At 64.9% G+C, this 14,378-nt stretch carries 15 protein-coding genes and 1 tRNA gene; 7 read left to right on the top strand and 9 right to left on the bottom strand.

Going from position 1 to position 14,378, the window contains the following annotated elements; all coding sequences use genetic code 11:
• The first annotated feature begins 11 nt into the window (after positions 1–11).
• Both HZA32_17690 and HZA32_17695 read left to right on the top strand, forming a co-directional pair.
• Positions 12–1,208, top strand: coding sequence for a glycosyltransferase (locus tag HZA32_17690; GenBank protein MBI5425914.1), 1,197 nt, complete (start codon positions 12–14; stop codon positions 1,206–1,208).
• Positions 1,205–1,741: a putative colanic acid biosynthesis acetyltransferase gene (locus HZA32_17695; GenBank protein ID MBI5425915.1), complete on the top strand. Its 537-nt coding sequence runs from the start codon at positions 1,205–1,207 to the stop codon at positions 1,739–1,741. The genes HZA32_17690 and HZA32_17695 overlap by 4 nt, the downstream gene beginning before the upstream one ends.
• Before the next feature lie 80 nt (positions 1,742–1,821).
• Here the strand turns inward: HZA32_17695 and HZA32_17700 are convergent, their stop codons facing one another.
• Positions 1,822–2,514 carry a zinc metallopeptidase gene (locus HZA32_17700; protein MBI5425916.1) on the bottom strand — a complete coding sequence of 231 codons (693 nt, stop codon included), beginning with the start codon at positions 2,512–2,514 and terminating at the stop codon, positions 1,822–1,824.
• A gap of 95 nt (positions 2,515–2,609) precedes the next feature.
• Entirely contained in the window at positions 2,610–3,830 is a 1,221-nt protein-coding gene (locus tag HZA32_17705; protein ID MBI5425917.1) for a TonB-dependent receptor, read from the bottom strand.
• A gap of 24 nt (positions 3,831–3,854) precedes the next feature.
• Here HZA32_17705 and HZA32_17710 point away from each other — a divergent pair, with 24 nt between their 5' ends.
• Positions 3,855–4,484 (top strand): hypothetical protein, encoded by a 630-nt coding sequence (locus HZA32_17710; GenBank protein MBI5425918.1) that lies wholly within the window; start codon positions 3,855–3,857, stop codon positions 4,482–4,484.
• A gap of 68 nt (positions 4,485–4,552) precedes the next feature.
• Here the strand turns inward: HZA32_17710 and HZA32_17715 are convergent, their stop codons facing one another.
• On the bottom strand, positions 4,553–4,786 hold the full coding sequence (locus HZA32_17715; protein MBI5425919.1) for a ferredoxin: 234 nt from the start codon (positions 4,784–4,786) through the stop codon (positions 4,553–4,555).
• A gap of 125 nt (positions 4,787–4,911) precedes the next feature.
• Here HZA32_17715 and HZA32_17720 point away from each other — a divergent pair, with 125 nt between their 5' ends.
• Both HZA32_17720 and HZA32_17725 read left to right on the top strand, forming a co-directional pair.
• Positions 4,912–5,805: a rhomboid family intramembrane serine protease gene (locus HZA32_17720; GenBank protein MBI5425920.1), complete on the top strand. Its 894-nt coding sequence runs from the start codon at positions 4,912–4,914 to the stop codon at positions 5,803–5,805.
• 144 nt (positions 5,806–5,949) lie between these two features.
• Positions 5,950–8,124 carry a carboxy terminal-processing peptidase gene (locus HZA32_17725; GenBank protein MBI5425921.1) on the top strand — a complete coding sequence of 725 codons (2,175 nt, stop codon included), beginning with the start codon at positions 5,950–5,952 and terminating at the stop codon, positions 8,122–8,124.
• Between the two features lie 61 nt (positions 8,125–8,185).
• Here the strand turns inward: HZA32_17725 and prmC are convergent, their stop codons facing one another.
• Positions 8,186–9,034 carry a peptide chain release factor N(5)-glutamine methyltransferase gene (gene prmC, locus HZA32_17730; protein ID MBI5425922.1) on the bottom strand — a complete coding sequence of 283 codons (849 nt, stop codon included), beginning with the start codon at positions 9,032–9,034 and terminating at the stop codon, positions 8,186–8,188.
• Position 9,035: 1 nt separating this feature from the next.
• Positions 9,036–10,157, bottom strand: a complete 1,122-nt coding sequence (prfA, locus tag HZA32_17735; GenBank protein MBI5425923.1) for a peptide chain release factor 1 — start codon at positions 10,155–10,157, stop codon at positions 9,036–9,038.
• Between the two features lie 106 nt (positions 10,158–10,263).
• On the opposite strand from prfA, the gene HZA32_17740 reads away from it, so the two are divergent.
• Positions 10,264–11,280, top strand: coding sequence for a haloacid dehalogenase-like hydrolase (locus HZA32_17740; GenBank protein MBI5425924.1), 1,017 nt, complete (start codon positions 10,264–10,266; stop codon positions 11,278–11,280).
• Positions 11,281–11,371: 91 nt separating this feature from the next.
• Here the strand turns inward: HZA32_17740 and HZA32_17745 are convergent, their stop codons facing one another.
• The 3 genes from HZA32_17745 to HZA32_17755 form a co-directional block, all read right to left on the bottom strand.
• On the bottom strand, positions 11,372–12,112 hold the full coding sequence (locus HZA32_17745; protein ID MBI5425925.1) for a hypothetical protein: 741 nt from the start codon (positions 12,110–12,112) through the stop codon (positions 11,372–11,374).
• Between the two features lie 267 nt (positions 12,113–12,379).
• On the bottom strand, positions 12,380–13,114 hold the full coding sequence (locus tag HZA32_17750) for a hypothetical protein (GenBank protein MBI5425926.1): 735 nt from the start codon (positions 13,112–13,114) through the stop codon (positions 12,380–12,382).
• Positions 13,111–13,656, bottom strand: coding sequence for an RNA polymerase sigma factor (locus HZA32_17755; GenBank protein ID MBI5425927.1), 546 nt, complete (start codon positions 13,654–13,656; stop codon positions 13,111–13,113). Before HZA32_17755 ends, HZA32_17750 begins: the two co-directional genes overlap by 4 nt.
• Positions 13,657–13,750: 94 nt before the next feature.
• Here HZA32_17755 and HZA32_17760 point away from each other — a divergent pair, with 94 nt between their 5' ends.
• Positions 13,751–14,245 carry a GAF domain-containing protein gene (locus HZA32_17760; protein ID MBI5425928.1) on the top strand — a complete coding sequence of 165 codons (495 nt, stop codon included), beginning with the start codon at positions 13,751–13,753 and terminating at the stop codon, positions 14,243–14,245.
• A 38-nt stretch (positions 14,246–14,283) separates the two neighbouring features.
• On the opposite strand, the gene HZA32_17765 is transcribed toward HZA32_17760, so the two are convergent.
• Positions 14,284–14,359: transfer RNA gene (locus HZA32_17765), tRNA-Phe, on the bottom strand.
• Positions 14,360–14,378 lie beyond the last annotated feature (19 nt).

Below are 14,378 nucleotides of genomic sequence, written 5' to 3' on the forward strand. Positions count from 1 at the left end.
GCGACGGAACCATGCCGCGCCGTCTTCTCCACGTCGTCCGTTCGCTCCGCGCCGAGACCGGCGGCGTCGCGACGGCGGTGCGGCAGCTGACCACCGCGCTGCAGGCGCGCGGACATGCGGTGGCCATCGCATCGCTCGACCCCGCCGACGCGGGGCAACCGGACTTGAGCGTCGTGGGGCGAAGTTCGGCCGGTTACGGCTACGCGGGCGACTTCGTGCCTTGGTTGCGCGAACGCCGGCAGGACTTCGACGCCGTGCTCGTGCACGGGCTCTGGCAGTATCCGGGTCTGGGCACATGGCGAGCGCTGCACGGCACTTCCACGCCCTACCTCGTCTACTGCCACGGCATGCTGGATCCGTGGTTCAAGCGCACCTACCCGCTGAAGCACGCGAAGAAGTGGCTCTATTGGCCTTGGGCGGAGTATCGCGTGCTGCGCGACGCTGCGCGCGTGCTCTTCACTTGCGAAGAGGAGCGCCGGCTGGCGCGACAAAGCTTCTGGCTCTACCGCGCAAAGGAGGAAGTGGTTCCGCTCGGTCTGCCGGAACCGCCGGTCGAGAGTGCGCGGCAGCGGGAGGCGTTTCGCGCGCTCGCCCCCGCGCTCGCAGACCGGCCCTTTCTGCTTTTTCTCGGGCGGCTGCATCCGAAGAAAGGCCTCGAGGAACTGCTCCGCGGCTACGCGGCCGCCCGCTCCGGCGGAGGCGACTGGCCCGATCTCGTGATCGCGGGGCCGTGCCGCGACGAATCCTACCGCGCGGCGCTGCAGGGACTCGCTGCCGAGCTTAAAGCGACCGCCGTGGTGCATTGGCTGCCGATGATTGAAGGCGACGCAAAATGGGGCGCGCTGCGCGCGTGCGCGGCGTTCGTCTTGGTCTCGCATCAGGAAAATTTCGGCCTGGCCGTGGTCGAGGCGCTCGCGTGCCGTCGGCCGGTTCTGATCAGCGATCAGGTCAACGTGTGGCGCGAGATTGTGGCGGATGGCGCGGGCTTCGCCGCGCCGGACTCGGTGGCGGGCGCGACGCAGCTGCTGCAACGCTGGGCGAACTGTGCCCGCGATGAGCGCGAACAGACCGCCCGCGCGGCGCGCGACTGCTTCGCACGGCGCTTCGCGATCGACACGGCGGTCGCGCGGCTCGAAGCGGTCGTCGAGGAGACGCTTGCAGACTCGACGCGCGCGGGCACATCGACAACGCTCCGCTCCGCCCCATGAGCCGTCAGCCTCTCGTCCGCCGCCAATTGCCCGGCCGTCACACGCCGTGGAGTTTCCGCCGCCGCGTGGCGATGCTCGCTTGGGATTTCGCGTGGCCGCTGCTGTGTCGCTGGACGCCCAAACCGCTGAACCCCTGGCGCCTCGTCGTGCTGCGCGTGTTCGGGGCGAAGATCGTCGGCACGCCGTTCGTGCACCAACGCGCGCGCATTCAGCTGCCGTGGAACATCGAATTGCACGATGCCGCGTGCGTCGGCGACCGCGCGAATCTCTACTCGCTCGACCGCATCACGCTGCACGCCGGTGCGCTCGTGGCGCAGGAAGCTTATTTGTGCACCGGCACGCACGATCTCGCGGATGCCGAGTGGCCGCTGATGACGGCGCCGATCGTGGTGGGCGCGCGCGCGTTCGTGGGTGCGCGAGCGTTCGTGTTGCCGGGCATCACGATTGGTGAACGGGCGGTCGTCGGCGCGATGAGTGTGGTCACGCGCGAGGTGCCGGCGGGCGCTTGCGTGCGCGGCAATCCGGCCCGCTAACGGCCCGGCGCCCGTTGGAACGAAAAACGCCAGCCGAGCGGCTGGCGTGGGACGAAGTCTAGCGCGGGAGCGTGAGCGGATCAGTCGTCGCGGCGCCCGCCGACGAGCAGCAAGAGGATATGGAGCAAGCTGCCGAGCGACGCGACGAACGCGGCAACGTAGGTCAACGCAGCGGCGTCGAGAGTTTCGTGCACTCCGTCCATCTCATCGCGGCCGATGATGCCGAGATTTACGAGTTGGGCTTTGGCACGACGGCTTGCGTCGAACTCGACGGGAAGAGTGACCAGTTGAAAGAGACAAATGACCGCGAGAGCAACCGCGCCAAGCATCAGGAAGATACCGCCGGCGGCTTTCGCGCCGAGCACGATGCCGATGATGATCAACAGTTGTGAGGCGCCGGAGGCGATCTGCGTGGCGGGCACGAGCGTCTGACGGACTGTCATCATGCCGTAGCCCACCTTGTGCTGGATGGCGTGTCCGGCTTCGTGCGCCGCGACGCCGAGAGCGGCGAGGCTCGTGCCGTCGTAATTGTGCTCGGAGAGCGCAAGCCGGCGGTTCGAGGGGTCGTAATGGTCGGAGAGCTCGCCCTCCACGCGGACGATTTCGACGTCGTGAATGCCCGCGCTTTCCATCACGGCCGCCGCGGCCTCGCGACCGGTGATACGACCACGCGAGGGGATTTCGACGTTCTTGCGATAGGCGCTCATCACACGCATCTGCGCGTAGAGGCCGAATAGCATGGGAACAATGATGAGGATGATCCAGAGCAGCATGGTTGAAAATGGGTTCGCGTCTAAAATCCGCAGCGAGACGGATTTTTCCAGTGAAATTCAGCGAGCTGGAAACAGCCCGGCGGCCGTGTAATCCCTCACCAACGGAACGCGGCGGACACGGACCATTGTCGCGGCGAAGCGGGCACGGCCGGGATCTCCTGAAACGCCGAGTCCCATAGGTTGTCCACCAAGGCCGAGAACTCCCAGCCACGGAGCGCCGGCGGAGCGAAGTGGAGTCCGAGCGAGGAGACCACGGCGCGATCGCCACCGATGACACGCAGGAAATTCGGCGCCTGGACGCGATACTCGTTGTCCGACCGCAGTTCGACGCCGTGGCCGACGCGCCAACGAATCGCCGCGGTCGCGCGATGCTCCGGGAAATTCAAGGCATAGAAACTCGCATCGACGAGCGCCGCACCGTAGTCGCTGCGCTTGTGCAGCCACGCATAGCTGAACGTGAGATCGACACGCGCGCAGTGCCGAGTGGCCAGAACCTCGATCCCGTCGGTGACCGTGTCCACGGGATTGGCGGTGCGCGCCGTGACGCCGCGACGGAAAGTCCAATCCACCAAGCGGTCATCCCATCGCCGAAAAACCGCCGTCTCGACCGACCAGCCGCGGACGGCAAACGCTGCACTCAGCTCAAGGTTCCGCGCGCGCGAGCGGGAGAGATTGGGATTCCCGCGGAAAAGGCCACTGGTCGCGGAGGAGTTCAGCGCGGTGTAGGACGGCAGCTGGGTCGCTTCGGAATATTCACCGCGGATCATGCGTCCCTCCACGCCGCGCCATTCGAGCTCCGCGATCGGCGACCAAGCGGATCCGTCGCGATCGGAATGGTCGAACGCCGCGCCGGCGCGAGCGGTCACCCGGCCTGCGCTGGTGGGCGCCGATAACTCGGGCAACAGCGTGACCTTTTCGATCGAGCGCTCATTGAAGCGCCCGAACGTCAACGCCGTCGACTCGAGACGATCCCGCTGCGCCTCGAAGGAATAGCCGAGCGCTGCGGTGGCGAATTGCACGCGCCCCCTCGTGGCGAGGCCACGCAACCATGTCGTGTGTTGGAACGGGTTCGACGCGCCGGGAACGAGGCGGTTGAACTCGTAGTCGTCCTTGTTGCGCCGATAGAAGGCCGCCGCCTGAAACTCGCTGCCCGCCTGGCTGCGCCACGAGTGGTTGAGCGCGATCAACACTGTCTGCAGGTTCTCGGTTTCGTTGAAACCAAACGGCGTGTAGAGGTTGGGCCAGCCGAAGAATTTGTGCTGATAACCGGCGAACAGGTCCGTCTGCGACCGCGAATCCGACGAGCGGCGCTGCATGCGCGCCGCAACGCGCGAAAAATCGTGATCACCGAACGCAATCGCACCGTCGGATTGCGATCGCGCCCACGAGACATCGCCGCCGACGCCATTGGGCGAATCGGACGCACGGCCAAGATAGATCGCCTGCCGGTCATAGCCATGGGCCCCGGCGGCCACCGCGACCCGACCGCCCGTGCGCACAGGTGCCCAGCCGTATTCCACCGAGCCCGTGCCGGCATTGAAGCCGCGAGCGGCGTTGGCGGCACCCGTGGCCACAGCGGGAGCCCCCAGCATTTCCGGGGCGACGGGGAGCTCGAAAAGATAGTGTCCCGTCTGGGGGTCCGCCACCGCCGCAGCGCCAATCCGGACGCCGGTCGACTCAAACACACCTCCGCGCACGCTCACGTCAGCTTGAGCCTCGGCAAAGCTACGGGCCTGAACATCAACGCGCGGCTCAAAACGCAATGCCGTGACGGCCATTCCCAACGTGCCCGCCGCCTCGTCATTGGCCACGCGAACCTCATTCACCACAAACTCGGGGAGTTTTTTTGCCGTTCCGTCGTCGGCGGCGGCGAGCAGGCGCAACGCAAAGAGCGTCGCTACGCCAACGAATTTCGCCACCGCTCGTGTCGCTTTCGCAGCAATGTTTCTGTTCTCTTGAATCAAACTTAACATGAATGAGAAAAAGAAACCGCTGCGAAGGTCGCAGCGGTGATCAGTCCGTTTCGAGACGAGCGAGATTACTCGCCGTCGTTGCCGATGGCCTCGACGGGGCAACCTTCGAGAGCCTCCATGCAGAGCGCCGTTTCTTCCTCGGTGGCAGGCTGCTTGTGGACGAAAGAGTAACCGCCCTCATCGTGGCGGGTGAAAAAACCGGGCGCCGTCTCGCGGCAAAGATCGCAATCAATGCACTGCTGATCGACGTAGAACTTTCCAGCGGCGTTTTCTTTCCACTTCTCTGCTTTGTTGGCCATGGGCGGATACAAGGATTTTGAAATACGGTGTCAAGCGGGCGAACCCTTCCGCCTCACCGGTCCGCGTCATGTTAACGGCGGAGCCCGGGCTTGTATTTGGAAGGGGCGCGCGTAAGTTTCGCTCGATGCTTTCGGACCGCTCTTACATGCGCTCGGATTATCCGCGCGAGGCCACCTCGGCGCTCACTTGGATTCTCAGTGCTGTCATCGCGGGCTCAGTGCTGCAGCTCGTTTTTGAGCGCTTCTTTAACAGCGGAGCATTCCAGCAACTTTTTGCGCTCACACCAGCCGGGCTCTGGCACGGTGAAGTGTGGCGTTTGGTGACTTACTCTTTGCTCCACGGAGGGCTGCTTCATTTTGTCCTCAACTGCCTCGGCCTGTTTTTGATCGGACGAGAGATTGCGCCGATTCTCGGTTCGCGCGGGCTGATCCAGTTCTACCTCGGAACCGCGATCATGGGTGGACTGCTCTGGGTCGCGACCCACTCGTGGGGCGCGACGCCGTTCCCCCTGGTCGGGGCATCAGGCGTTCTCGCCGGCATGTTCGTCTTTTTTGCCTGCGTCGCGCCGGAGCGCGAAATCACCTTCCTCCTCTTCTTCGTGTTGCCGGTCACACTGAAGCCGAAATTCCTCGCGTGGATTCTCCTCGGAATCGACGCGTTGGGATACCTTTTCAGCGAGCTCCCCGGCGGCACGTTCGACACCGGCATCGCCCACTCCGCGCACCTCGGTGGCATGCTCGCCGGCTGGCTCTACTATCGGTTCTTTTTTGCCCGAAACGGTCTGGATCGCGCAACCGAAGCCACATTCCGACTCCCGCAAATCTTCCGCCGGAAGAAACAGGCGGCAGCACCGTCACCAGTTTCCGGCTCGGCCGCCACCGGGTCCAATCCGCCCGCCAACCTTCGCGCGGAGGTCGATCGCATTCTCGACAAGATAAATTCGCACGGCTTCGGCGCTCTTACTGAGCAGGAGAAACGCCTGCTCGACGATGCCAAGGACCTCCTCAGCCGCCGTTGACGCCCTTAAGGTCGCCCACCGCGCGCCGATGTGGAGCCGTTTGCCCCGCGCAAGCGCCGCACTTTCCGCCGGCTTCGCCGCATCGAGACCGTAATTCAACGAATTAAGAAACAAACTCCCGCCCCGCGCGACTAACTCCTCCGCATGCGCCTTCCACGCCTTCTTCGCACCGTTCTCTGGCTTGCCGCCGTGCCTGTGGCCTTCGCGATCACCGATCGCGATTACTCCACGAATCCCCTCATGCAAAATGAGGTGCGCACGCTCAAGCAGATGCTCGACTACGTGCACTTCAACCGCAACGGCATCAAGGCGGACGATTACCCCAAACTGATCACCGACTACATGGCGCTCCTCGACCCGCAGCGCCTCTATTTCACCGCCGCCGACGAACAGGCCCTCCGCCGCCTCTACGGCGCCAACATGGAGAACGATCTCGCCTATCGCGGAAACATCGACGCCGCGTTCAAAATCTACGGCCTCTTCGAGCAACGCGCCCGCTCCCGCGTCACTTGGGTGAAAGACCAACTCGCCAAGGACATCGATCTCACCGCCGACGAGACCTACACGATCGACCGCACCAAAGGCCCCTGGCCCGCCGACGCCACGGAAGCCGATTCCATCTGGGCCCGCCGCCTCAAGGCGGAGCTGATCAACGAGCTCCTCAACAAGAAGACGATCGAGGCCGCCAAGGCCACCATCACCAAACGCTTCGACCGCTTCCTCAAGAACACCGCCGAAGTCCAGCCCTCGGAGATCGAAGCCCGCTTCCTCACCGCGCTCACCCGCCTCTACGACCCGCACTCCTCCTATTTCTCCGCCAGCGACCTCGACGACTTCAACGTCGACATCAACCTTCACCTCGTCGGCATCGGCGCCGTCCTCACCGTCGACGAGGAAGGCTACTGCAAGATCGTCAGCATCGTCCCCGGCGGCCCCGCCGATCTGACCGGCAAGCTCAAACCCAACGACAAGATCATCGCCGTGCAGCAGGAGGGCCAGGAAGCCGTCGACGTCGTCGGCATGCGCAACAAGCAAATCGTCCAGATGATCCGCGGCGCGAAGGACACCAAAGTCACGCTCTCCGTCATCCCGCAAAAAGCCGTCGACCAGTCCAAGACCGAGCAAATCACGATCGTCCGCGACAACATCAAGATCAACCAAGCCCGCGCCACCGCCGACCTCTACGAAGTTCCCGACGCCAGCGGCAAAATCTCCCCCGTCGGCGTCATCACCCTGAACTCCTTCTACGGCGAGAGCGGCGAAACCGACGACGCCACCCGCGCCTCCGCGAGCAACGACGTCGCCGAACTCATCGCGAAGCTCAAAAAGGAGAACATCACCGCGCTCGTGCTCGACCTGCGCCGCAACGGTGGCGGCCTGCTCTCCGAGGCGATCAATCTCTCCGGCCTCTTCATCGACCAAGGCCCCGTCGTCCAGGTCCGCGACTCCGCCGGCCGCGTCTCCGTCGGCCGCGACACCAACACCACGGTCGCCTACGACGGCCCTCTCGCGATTCTCACATCCCGCTTCAGCGCCTCCGCCTCGGAAATCTTCGCCGGCGCCATGCAGAACTACGGCCGCGCCGTCATCATCGGCGACAGCTCCACCTACGGCAAAGGCACCGTCCAGGTCATCTTCGAGATGGAGCGCTACCTGCCCAAGCTCTCCCGCGACTACGGCAAAGCCGGCGCCGCGAAACTGACGACCCAGAAGTATTACCTGCCCAACGGCTCCTCGACGCAGAAGAAAGGCGTCACGCCCGACATCGTCCTCCCCTCCATCGACGACTACATCGAAGTCGGCGAAGCCACCGAGCCCAACGCCCTCGTGTGGGACGAGATCAGCTCCACGCCCTTCGTCGGCCGCCCGCTCAACCAAGCCTTCGTCGCGCCGCTCCTAGCCGCCAGCAAACAGCGTCAGGACTCGCTCGAGGAATTCAGCGTCCTCAAACAGAACATCAACTGGTTCAAGGAACGCACCGAGCAGAAATCCGTTTCCCTGAACCTCGAAAAGCGCCGCGCGGAAAAGCAAACCATCGAAGCGACCGGCAAGAAATTCGAAGCCGAGTTCAAAACCCTCGCCAAAGCCGACTTCACCAAACGCGAGGTCAAGCTCGACGCGGTCATCAAGAACCCGCCGCCTCCTGAGCCGCCGCCCGCCGAAGGCGACACCGATGCCGAAGACAGCGCCACCGCCGCGAAATTTGACGTCCACCTCCGCGAAACGCTTCGCGTCGTCTCCGATGCCGTGCGCCTGGCCGATTCCCCGCTCTGGGCCCGCCGCACGCCGATGCCGGCCGCCGGTCTCCCGCGCGGCTGACCGCGCGTTGCGCCAACTGGAATCTCGCCGAAGGCCGATCAATCGATCGGCCTTCGCTCTTTTAGAGCCGCGCGATCACGAAGCGATCCCGCCCGGTAAGATCCCGCCGAGATTCGGCACTCGCGAAACCGGCTGCTTTCGCCGCTTCGAGCAACTGCGCGTGCTGCGCGATGCCCGTCTCGAGCAGCAAGCCCCCTCCCGCCGTCAGCCGCGCCGGCGCCGCGGCGATGATCTTGCGCAAGGCCTCCGAACCATCCGGCCCCGCCGAAAGCGCGTTCCACGGTTCGAATTTCTGCACCTCGGGCGCGGTTTCCCGGGTCTCCGCGTCGGACAAATACGGTGGATTGGCGACGATCAGATCGAACTTCTCGTCCGCCGGCACCGCCGCGAACCAGTCCGACTGCAGGAATCTCACCCGCTCCGCGAGCCCGAGCGCCGTGGCGTTCTCGCCCGCGAGCGCCAGCGCTTCCGCGCTCACGTCGACGGCCATCACCGCCGCCGTCGCAAAATGGTTGGCCAGCGCCAGCGCGATGGCCCCGCTGCCGGTGCCGAGATCAAGCACGCGCGCCGGCGGCGCGACCGCGAATAGTTCCTTCGCGATCTCGACCAGCAGTTCCGTCTCAGGGCGCGGAATCAACGCGCGCCGGTCCACCTTCAGCGTGAGTCCACCAAACTCGGTCGTGCCCACGATGTATTGCAGCGGCTCGCGCTCGCTCCGGCGCTTCACGAGCGGCCGGATCTTCGCGAGCTCCGCCTCCGCGAGCGGGCGCTCGAATTGCAGGTAGAGCTGCATGCGCTTGAGGCCGAGCGAATGGCCGACCAGCAACTCCGCGTTCAGCCGCGGGCTCTCGATGCCGTGCTTCTGGAAAAACTCGGTCGTGCGCTTGATGATTTCGAGGACGGTCAACATCTCACTCGTCGTCCTCGCTCGCGCCGCGACGCGCGATCACCGGCGCGCCGGTCAGCTCGGCGAGCTTCTCCTCGAACTCCGCGCGCTGGAGCGCCTCGATCAGCGTGTCGAGATTCCCCTCGAGCACCTGCGGCAGGCTGTAGAGCGTGAGTCCGATGCGGTGATCGGTCACGCGATTCTGCGGGAAATTGTAGGTGCGGATGCGCTCGCTGCGATCGCCGGTGCCGATCTGGCCCTTGCGCTGCGCGGCGTATTTCGCGCGCTCTTCCTCCTCCTTCAGCTTCAACAACCGCGAACGCAGCACCGCCATCGCGCGCGCCTTGTTTTTGATCTGCGAACGATCGTCCGCGCAAAACACAATGAGGCCCGTCGGCTTGTGGATGATGCGCACGGCCGAGTCGGTCGTGTTCACGCCCTGCCCGCCCGGTCCGCTCGCACGCTGCACGGTGACGTCGAGGTCCTGCGGATCGATCTGCACATCCACCTCCTCGGCCTCCGGCAACACGGCCACGGTCACCGTCGAAGTGTGAATACGGCCGTTCGCCTCCGTGACGGGGATCCGTTGCACGCGGTGCACGCCGCTCTCGTATTTCAGGCGCTTGTAGACGTCGGTGCCGGTCACAAGGAAGATCACTTCCTTGAATCCGCCGCGATCCGACCCGCTCGAACTCATCGGCTGCACCTTCCAGCCGCGGCCCTCGGAGTATCTCACGAACATCCGATAAAGCTCCGCCGCGAACAGGCTCGCCTCGTCGCCACCGGCGCCCGCACGGATTTCCATGACGGTGTTGCGCGAGTCCGACGGCTCCGGCGGGATCATCGCACGCAAGACCGACTCGTGCAGCGCTGCGCGGCGCTTCTCCAAATCCGGCAACTCCATCTCCGCGAGACCACGCAGATCCGCGTCGGCCTTCGGGTCCTTCAAGAGCGCGCCGTGCTCCACGATCTCGTAGCCGAGTTTCTCGTAGGCGCGAAATTCGTCCACGAGCGCCCGCAGGCGCTGCTGCTCGCGCGTCACCTCGGCCGCGCGCCGGGCGTTCGCGTAGAACGACGGCTCCGCCATCTGCGCATCGAGTTCGTCGAGGCGGTGCTGGAACGGTGTGATGTCGGGCAGTTGGTCCATGCGCGCGGCACAGGGGAGAAATTGCGAATTGCGTCAGCCGCAGGGGGCGGCTTGCGTCGGAAGCCAATCAGGGGCGGCTCGCGCCGCCTAGTAAAACATTTCTGCGATGGCTTCTCCGCTCTTCACTCAAAACATCGTCGCCTGCATCTGGGACTTCGACAAGACCCTAATTCCCGCCTACATGCAGGCTCCGCTGTTCAAGCGCTTCGGCGTGGACGAGCAGACGTTTTGGACGGAGACCAACGCGCTCGCCGAAAACTACCGCCGCCGCGGCTACCACATTTCGCCCGAGATCAGTTATCTCAACCACCTGCTGACCTACGTCCTCGCCGGCCCGATGGCGGGCCTGAACAACAAGGTGCTCCGCGAGTGCGGCCGCGACATCAAGTTCTACCCCGGCCTGCCCGAGTTCTTCCAGTCGTCGCGTGATTGGGTGAAGGCGCGCCCGGAGTTCCAGAAGCACGAGATCGTGCTCGAGCACTACATCGTCAGCACCGGACTCGCCGAGATGGTCCGCGGCAGCGCGATCGCGCCGTTCGTCGATCACATCTGGGCGTGCGAGTTCATCGAGAACCCGCTGCAGCCCGGCTTTCTGAAACAGAAGGAGTTCGTCTTGGACGCTGCCGCCGAGATCGCGCAGATCGGCGTGATGATCGACAACACCACCAAGACGCGCGCGATTTTCGAGATCAACAAGGGCACGAACCGCAACGCCGCGATCGACGTCAACGCGAAGGTGTCGCCCGAGGATCGCCGCATCCCGCTCCAGAACATGATCTACATCGCCGACGGCCCGAGCGATGTCCCGAGCTTCTCGGTCGTGAAAAAGGGCGGCGGCAAGACCTACGCCGTCTACAATCCCGCCGTCCGCGCCGAGTTCGAGCAGAACGACCGCCTCCGCCAAGCCGGCCGCATCGACCACTACGGCCCCGCCGACTACACGGAGAACAGCCCCACGACCAACTGGCTGCACCTGCAGATCGAGAAGATGTGCGAACGCGTCGTGTCCGACCGCGAGGGCGCGGTCGCTTCGCGCGTCGCCCGTCCGCCGCGGCATCTCAATTCGCCGGACGACGAAAAGAAATCCACGCGTTCGCCGAAGCAGACGAGCTTCCTCGAGTAAGCGAGCGGAGCCCACTGCGCCGCGCTACCGCCAAGAAAAAACGCCGCCCTCGCGGACGGCGTCGTGACTATGGCAAAGAGGGTCGGTTCGATCAGCGGATCAACGCAAACCGCGGCGCCGCGACACTCCTCAGCGCGAACATCGACTTGGGTTCGCCTGAAATCGCAGGCGCCGACGACTCGCTGTTGCGCACCGCAGTGACGACCGGAGCGCGTTCCGTCTTCTCAGTGAAAACCACGGGCATCGGCTGCTCGTAGAGTGGCTCGCCCGTCGAAACGACGAACTTCGGCGCGGCGCTGCGCGACGGATCAAAAACGAAAAATCCCGCCGGTTCTTCCGCCGCGCTCGGGGTCTCGGGCTTCGCCGCGATCTGCGCCGGCGAGTCGGCCAGCGCGGCCTGCCGATTCGCGCGCTGCTGCTCCACGAGATTCTGCACGCGCTCCGCGTAAGCGTAGCTCATCGCGGGAATGCGACCGGACTTCACGGCCCCGAGGCCGCAGTTCCAAGCGAGCGCGATGTTAAATGGGTTCGCGTCGATGCCCGCCTCGCGCAACCCGTCCACGATCCACTCGTAGTGGCGCACCGCTACCGCGTCAGCTTGTTCGCGCACGACCGCCTGGCTGAACGGCGTGCGCGTGTGCAGCCGCCACGTATGCCGCATGAACTGATAGGGCCCCAACTCGCCGCGGGAGCCGGGCCGCGTGTGGTTCGTGGGATTCTCCACCCAATTGATCGCGCGCAGCGTCTCGGCGCGCTCGGACGCTCCCAACAAGGGCAGCGCGAGCGCGACGGCGCACAGCGTGAGAAGGAATTTTTGGGCGGTGTTGATCACAAGAACGTCGGCACAAAGTGCGCGAAACGAACCCTGACAAGTGACTTTTCCGCCTGTGCCATTTACAACCTGCGCCGCCGTGTCGCGGCGTTTACAAGGGCACGCGCAAGACGCTTTCCGAGTGCGTCCGGATTGGGACGCTTCTGCCTACCGGCACCGGAGCGAAATTTCTTTTTCTGCGGATCTACACGCCGGACGAGCTCGCGCCACCGGCCTCGGCAGCGCGAGAACCGCCCCGCCGCGCAGGTGCGCGGTTTTGCTCGCGCGTCAGATCAGACGCTGGATCGCCTCACGCCCCGCCTTGCTCGCCACGACGAAAATGTGCTCACCATCGCTCCACGCGGCCGCGCTGGCGCCGGCTTGGTCCGTGAAACTCGGCACGAGCTTCTTCGCGAGCTGCGGGAAATCGGCCGCCCGCGCGACGTAGCAGTGAAACCACTTCCCGTCCCGCTTGAAACAAACCTCGAGCAGATCGCGCCCGGCAAAACGCACGGTGCGGCAGCCGTTCTTCTGCAGTGCCGCGAAATCCAGCAGCATCTTGGCGCTCAGGCGACGGTCGGCCTGCCCGAGCATGGCCTGCAATTCGATCGCCTCCGGCCCTTCAGTCGCTTCGTGGGATTGGTGCAGCGTGTCGTTGATCGCGAAGGCTGCGATCTGTTCCGCCGACGCGCTCGCCGGCCAGAAGGCGATCCCCACGGCGAGCAACAAGGCGAGACTCGCCGCCAATGCGACCGGCACCGGGCTGCGCCACCACGACCGCGCCACCGGCGGTTCGCTGACTTTGGCGCCGGCAAGGATCGACGCGCGCAGGTGGTCGGGCGGCGTGATGCCGCCGAGCTTCGCACACATCGCGCGGTCGAAGGCCTGTTGCGCCGCGAACCACTTTCCGAGCGCGGGATCCTGCTTCGCCTGCTCGAGCGCCGCGCAGAAGGTCTGGTCGCCCGCGTCGGCGCCGTTGGGCCGATAGGCGTGGAGAACGAATTTTGCCTCCTCGTTGTTCATGAGTGTTTCCTCGCGGATTTGTCGAATGCCACGACTTTGTTGCGACCCGCTTCCTTGCGCGCCAGCGCGCTGCGCAGCTGGGATTTGCCCCGCGACAAACGCGACATGACGGTGCCGATGGGCACCTCGAGCGCATCGGCGATCTCCTTGTAGGCGAGGTCTTCGAGATAAAAGAGGGTCAGCGGCACGCGGTAGACTTCGTCGACCTCCTGCAATGCCTCGACAACGAGGCCGGCATCCATGCCGGTGACGAGGTCGACCTCCGGCGCCGCCGGATCATTTTCGCCCGGTGGCAAATCCTCCAATGCGGTCACATGCTCGGCGCGGCGACGCCCGCGCAGGAACTCGCGGTAGAGCGTGGTGAACAGCCAGGACTTGGCTTTCGCCTCCTCGCGGAGCTGATCGCCCTTCCGCGCCCAGATGAAAAAAGTCTGCTGGGTAAGGTCGCACGCGTCCGACGTGTTCCGCGTCAGGCTGAGGGCGAAGCGGTAGAGCGGCGCATAGTGCGCGTCCACCAGCTGCGTGAAGGCATCGCTTGGCATCGGGCGTGGGAGTCGCGGCAGGATGATTTATTCCCGGGAAGGTTTCAACTGCGCGTCCGCTTGCGCCGGGACCGGTTGTCGCTTTGCTGCCGCCATGTCGCACGCGGTCGCCGCCATCCAAGCCTCCTCCAAGTCCGAGTTCTACGCCGCCTTCAACCGGCAACTCGAAGCCGTGCTCCACGGCGAGCGCGACTGGGTGTGCAACCTCGCCCAGACCTCGGCGCTGCTCATGCAAGCCCTGCCCGACCTCAACTGGGCGGGATTCTACCTGCTGAAGGACGGCGGGCTGGTGCTCGGACCTTTCCAAGGCAAGGTCGCCTGCGTGCGCATCGCTCTCGGCAAAGGCGTCTGCGGCACGGCGGCGGCGACGCGCGAGACGGTCGTCGTGGCCAACGTCCACGAGTTCCCCGGCCACATCGCCTGCGACAGCGCCTCGAACTCCGAAGTCGTCGTCCCCCTGCTCCACGGCGGCCGCCTCTTGGGCGTCCTCGATCTCGACAGCCCGAAGCTGAACCGCTTCGACGCCGACGACGCCCGCGGTTTGGAGCGCGCCGTGCAGATCCTTCTCGCCGCGTCAGATGCGCCCTGAATGACAAACGCCGCCTGGTGACAGGCGGCGTTTGAAAGTGGTGGCTCAGGTCGGAATCGAACCGACGACACAAGGATTTTCAGTCCTCTGCTCTACCAACTGAGCTACCGAGCCACAAAAATGGAAGGGCGAG

It is taken from the genome of Opitutia bacterium (assembly GCA_016217545.1).
Taxonomy (GTDB): domain Bacteria; phylum Verrucomicrobiota; class Verrucomicrobiia; order Opitutales; family Opitutaceae; genus Didemnitutus.

Coding starts and splice junctions, on each gene's coding strand:
- HZA32_17690 (MBI5425914.1), top strand. CDS start 12: ATGCCGCGCCGTCTTCTCCACGTCGTCCGTTCGCTCCGCGCCGAGACC.
- HZA32_17695 (MBI5425915.1), top strand. CDS start 1,205: ATGAGCCGTCAGCCTCTCGTCCGCCGCCAATTGCCCGGCCGTCACACG.
- HZA32_17700 (MBI5425916.1), bottom strand. CDS start 2,514: ATGCTGCTCTGGATCATCCTCATCATTGTTCCCATGCTATTCGGCCTC.
- HZA32_17705 (MBI5425917.1), bottom strand. CDS start 3,830: ATGCAGCGCCGCTCGTCGGATTCGCGGTCGCAGACGGACCTGTTCGCC.
- HZA32_17715 (MBI5425919.1), bottom strand. CDS start 4,786: ATGGCCAACAAAGCAGAGAAGTGGAAAGAAAACGCCGCTGGAAAGTTC.
- HZA32_17720 (MBI5425920.1), top strand. CDS start 4,912: ATGCTTTCGGACCGCTCTTACATGCGCTCGGATTATCCGCGCGAGGCC.
- HZA32_17725 (MBI5425921.1), top strand. CDS start 5,950: ATGCGCCTTCCACGCCTTCTTCGCACCGTTCTCTGGCTTGCCGCCGTG.
- prmC (MBI5425922.1), bottom strand. CDS start 9,034: ATGTTGACCGTCCTCGAAATCATCAAGCGCACGACCGAGTTTTTCCAG.
- prfA (MBI5425923.1), bottom strand. CDS start 10,157: ATGGACCAACTGCCCGACATCACACCGTTCCAGCACCGCCTCGACGAA.
- HZA32_17740 (MBI5425924.1), top strand. CDS start 10,264: ATGGCTTCTCCGCTCTTCACTCAAAACATCGTCGCCTGCATCTGGGAC.
- HZA32_17750 (MBI5425926.1), bottom strand. CDS start 13,114: ATGAACAACGAGGAGGCAAAATTCGTTCTCCACGCCTATCGGCCCAAC.
- HZA32_17755 (MBI5425927.1), bottom strand. CDS start 13,656: ATGCCAAGCGATGCCTTCACGCAGCTGGTGGACGCGCACTATGCGCCG.
- HZA32_17760 (MBI5425928.1), top strand. CDS start 13,751: ATGTCGCACGCGGTCGCCGCCATCCAAGCCTCCTCCAAGTCCGAGTTC.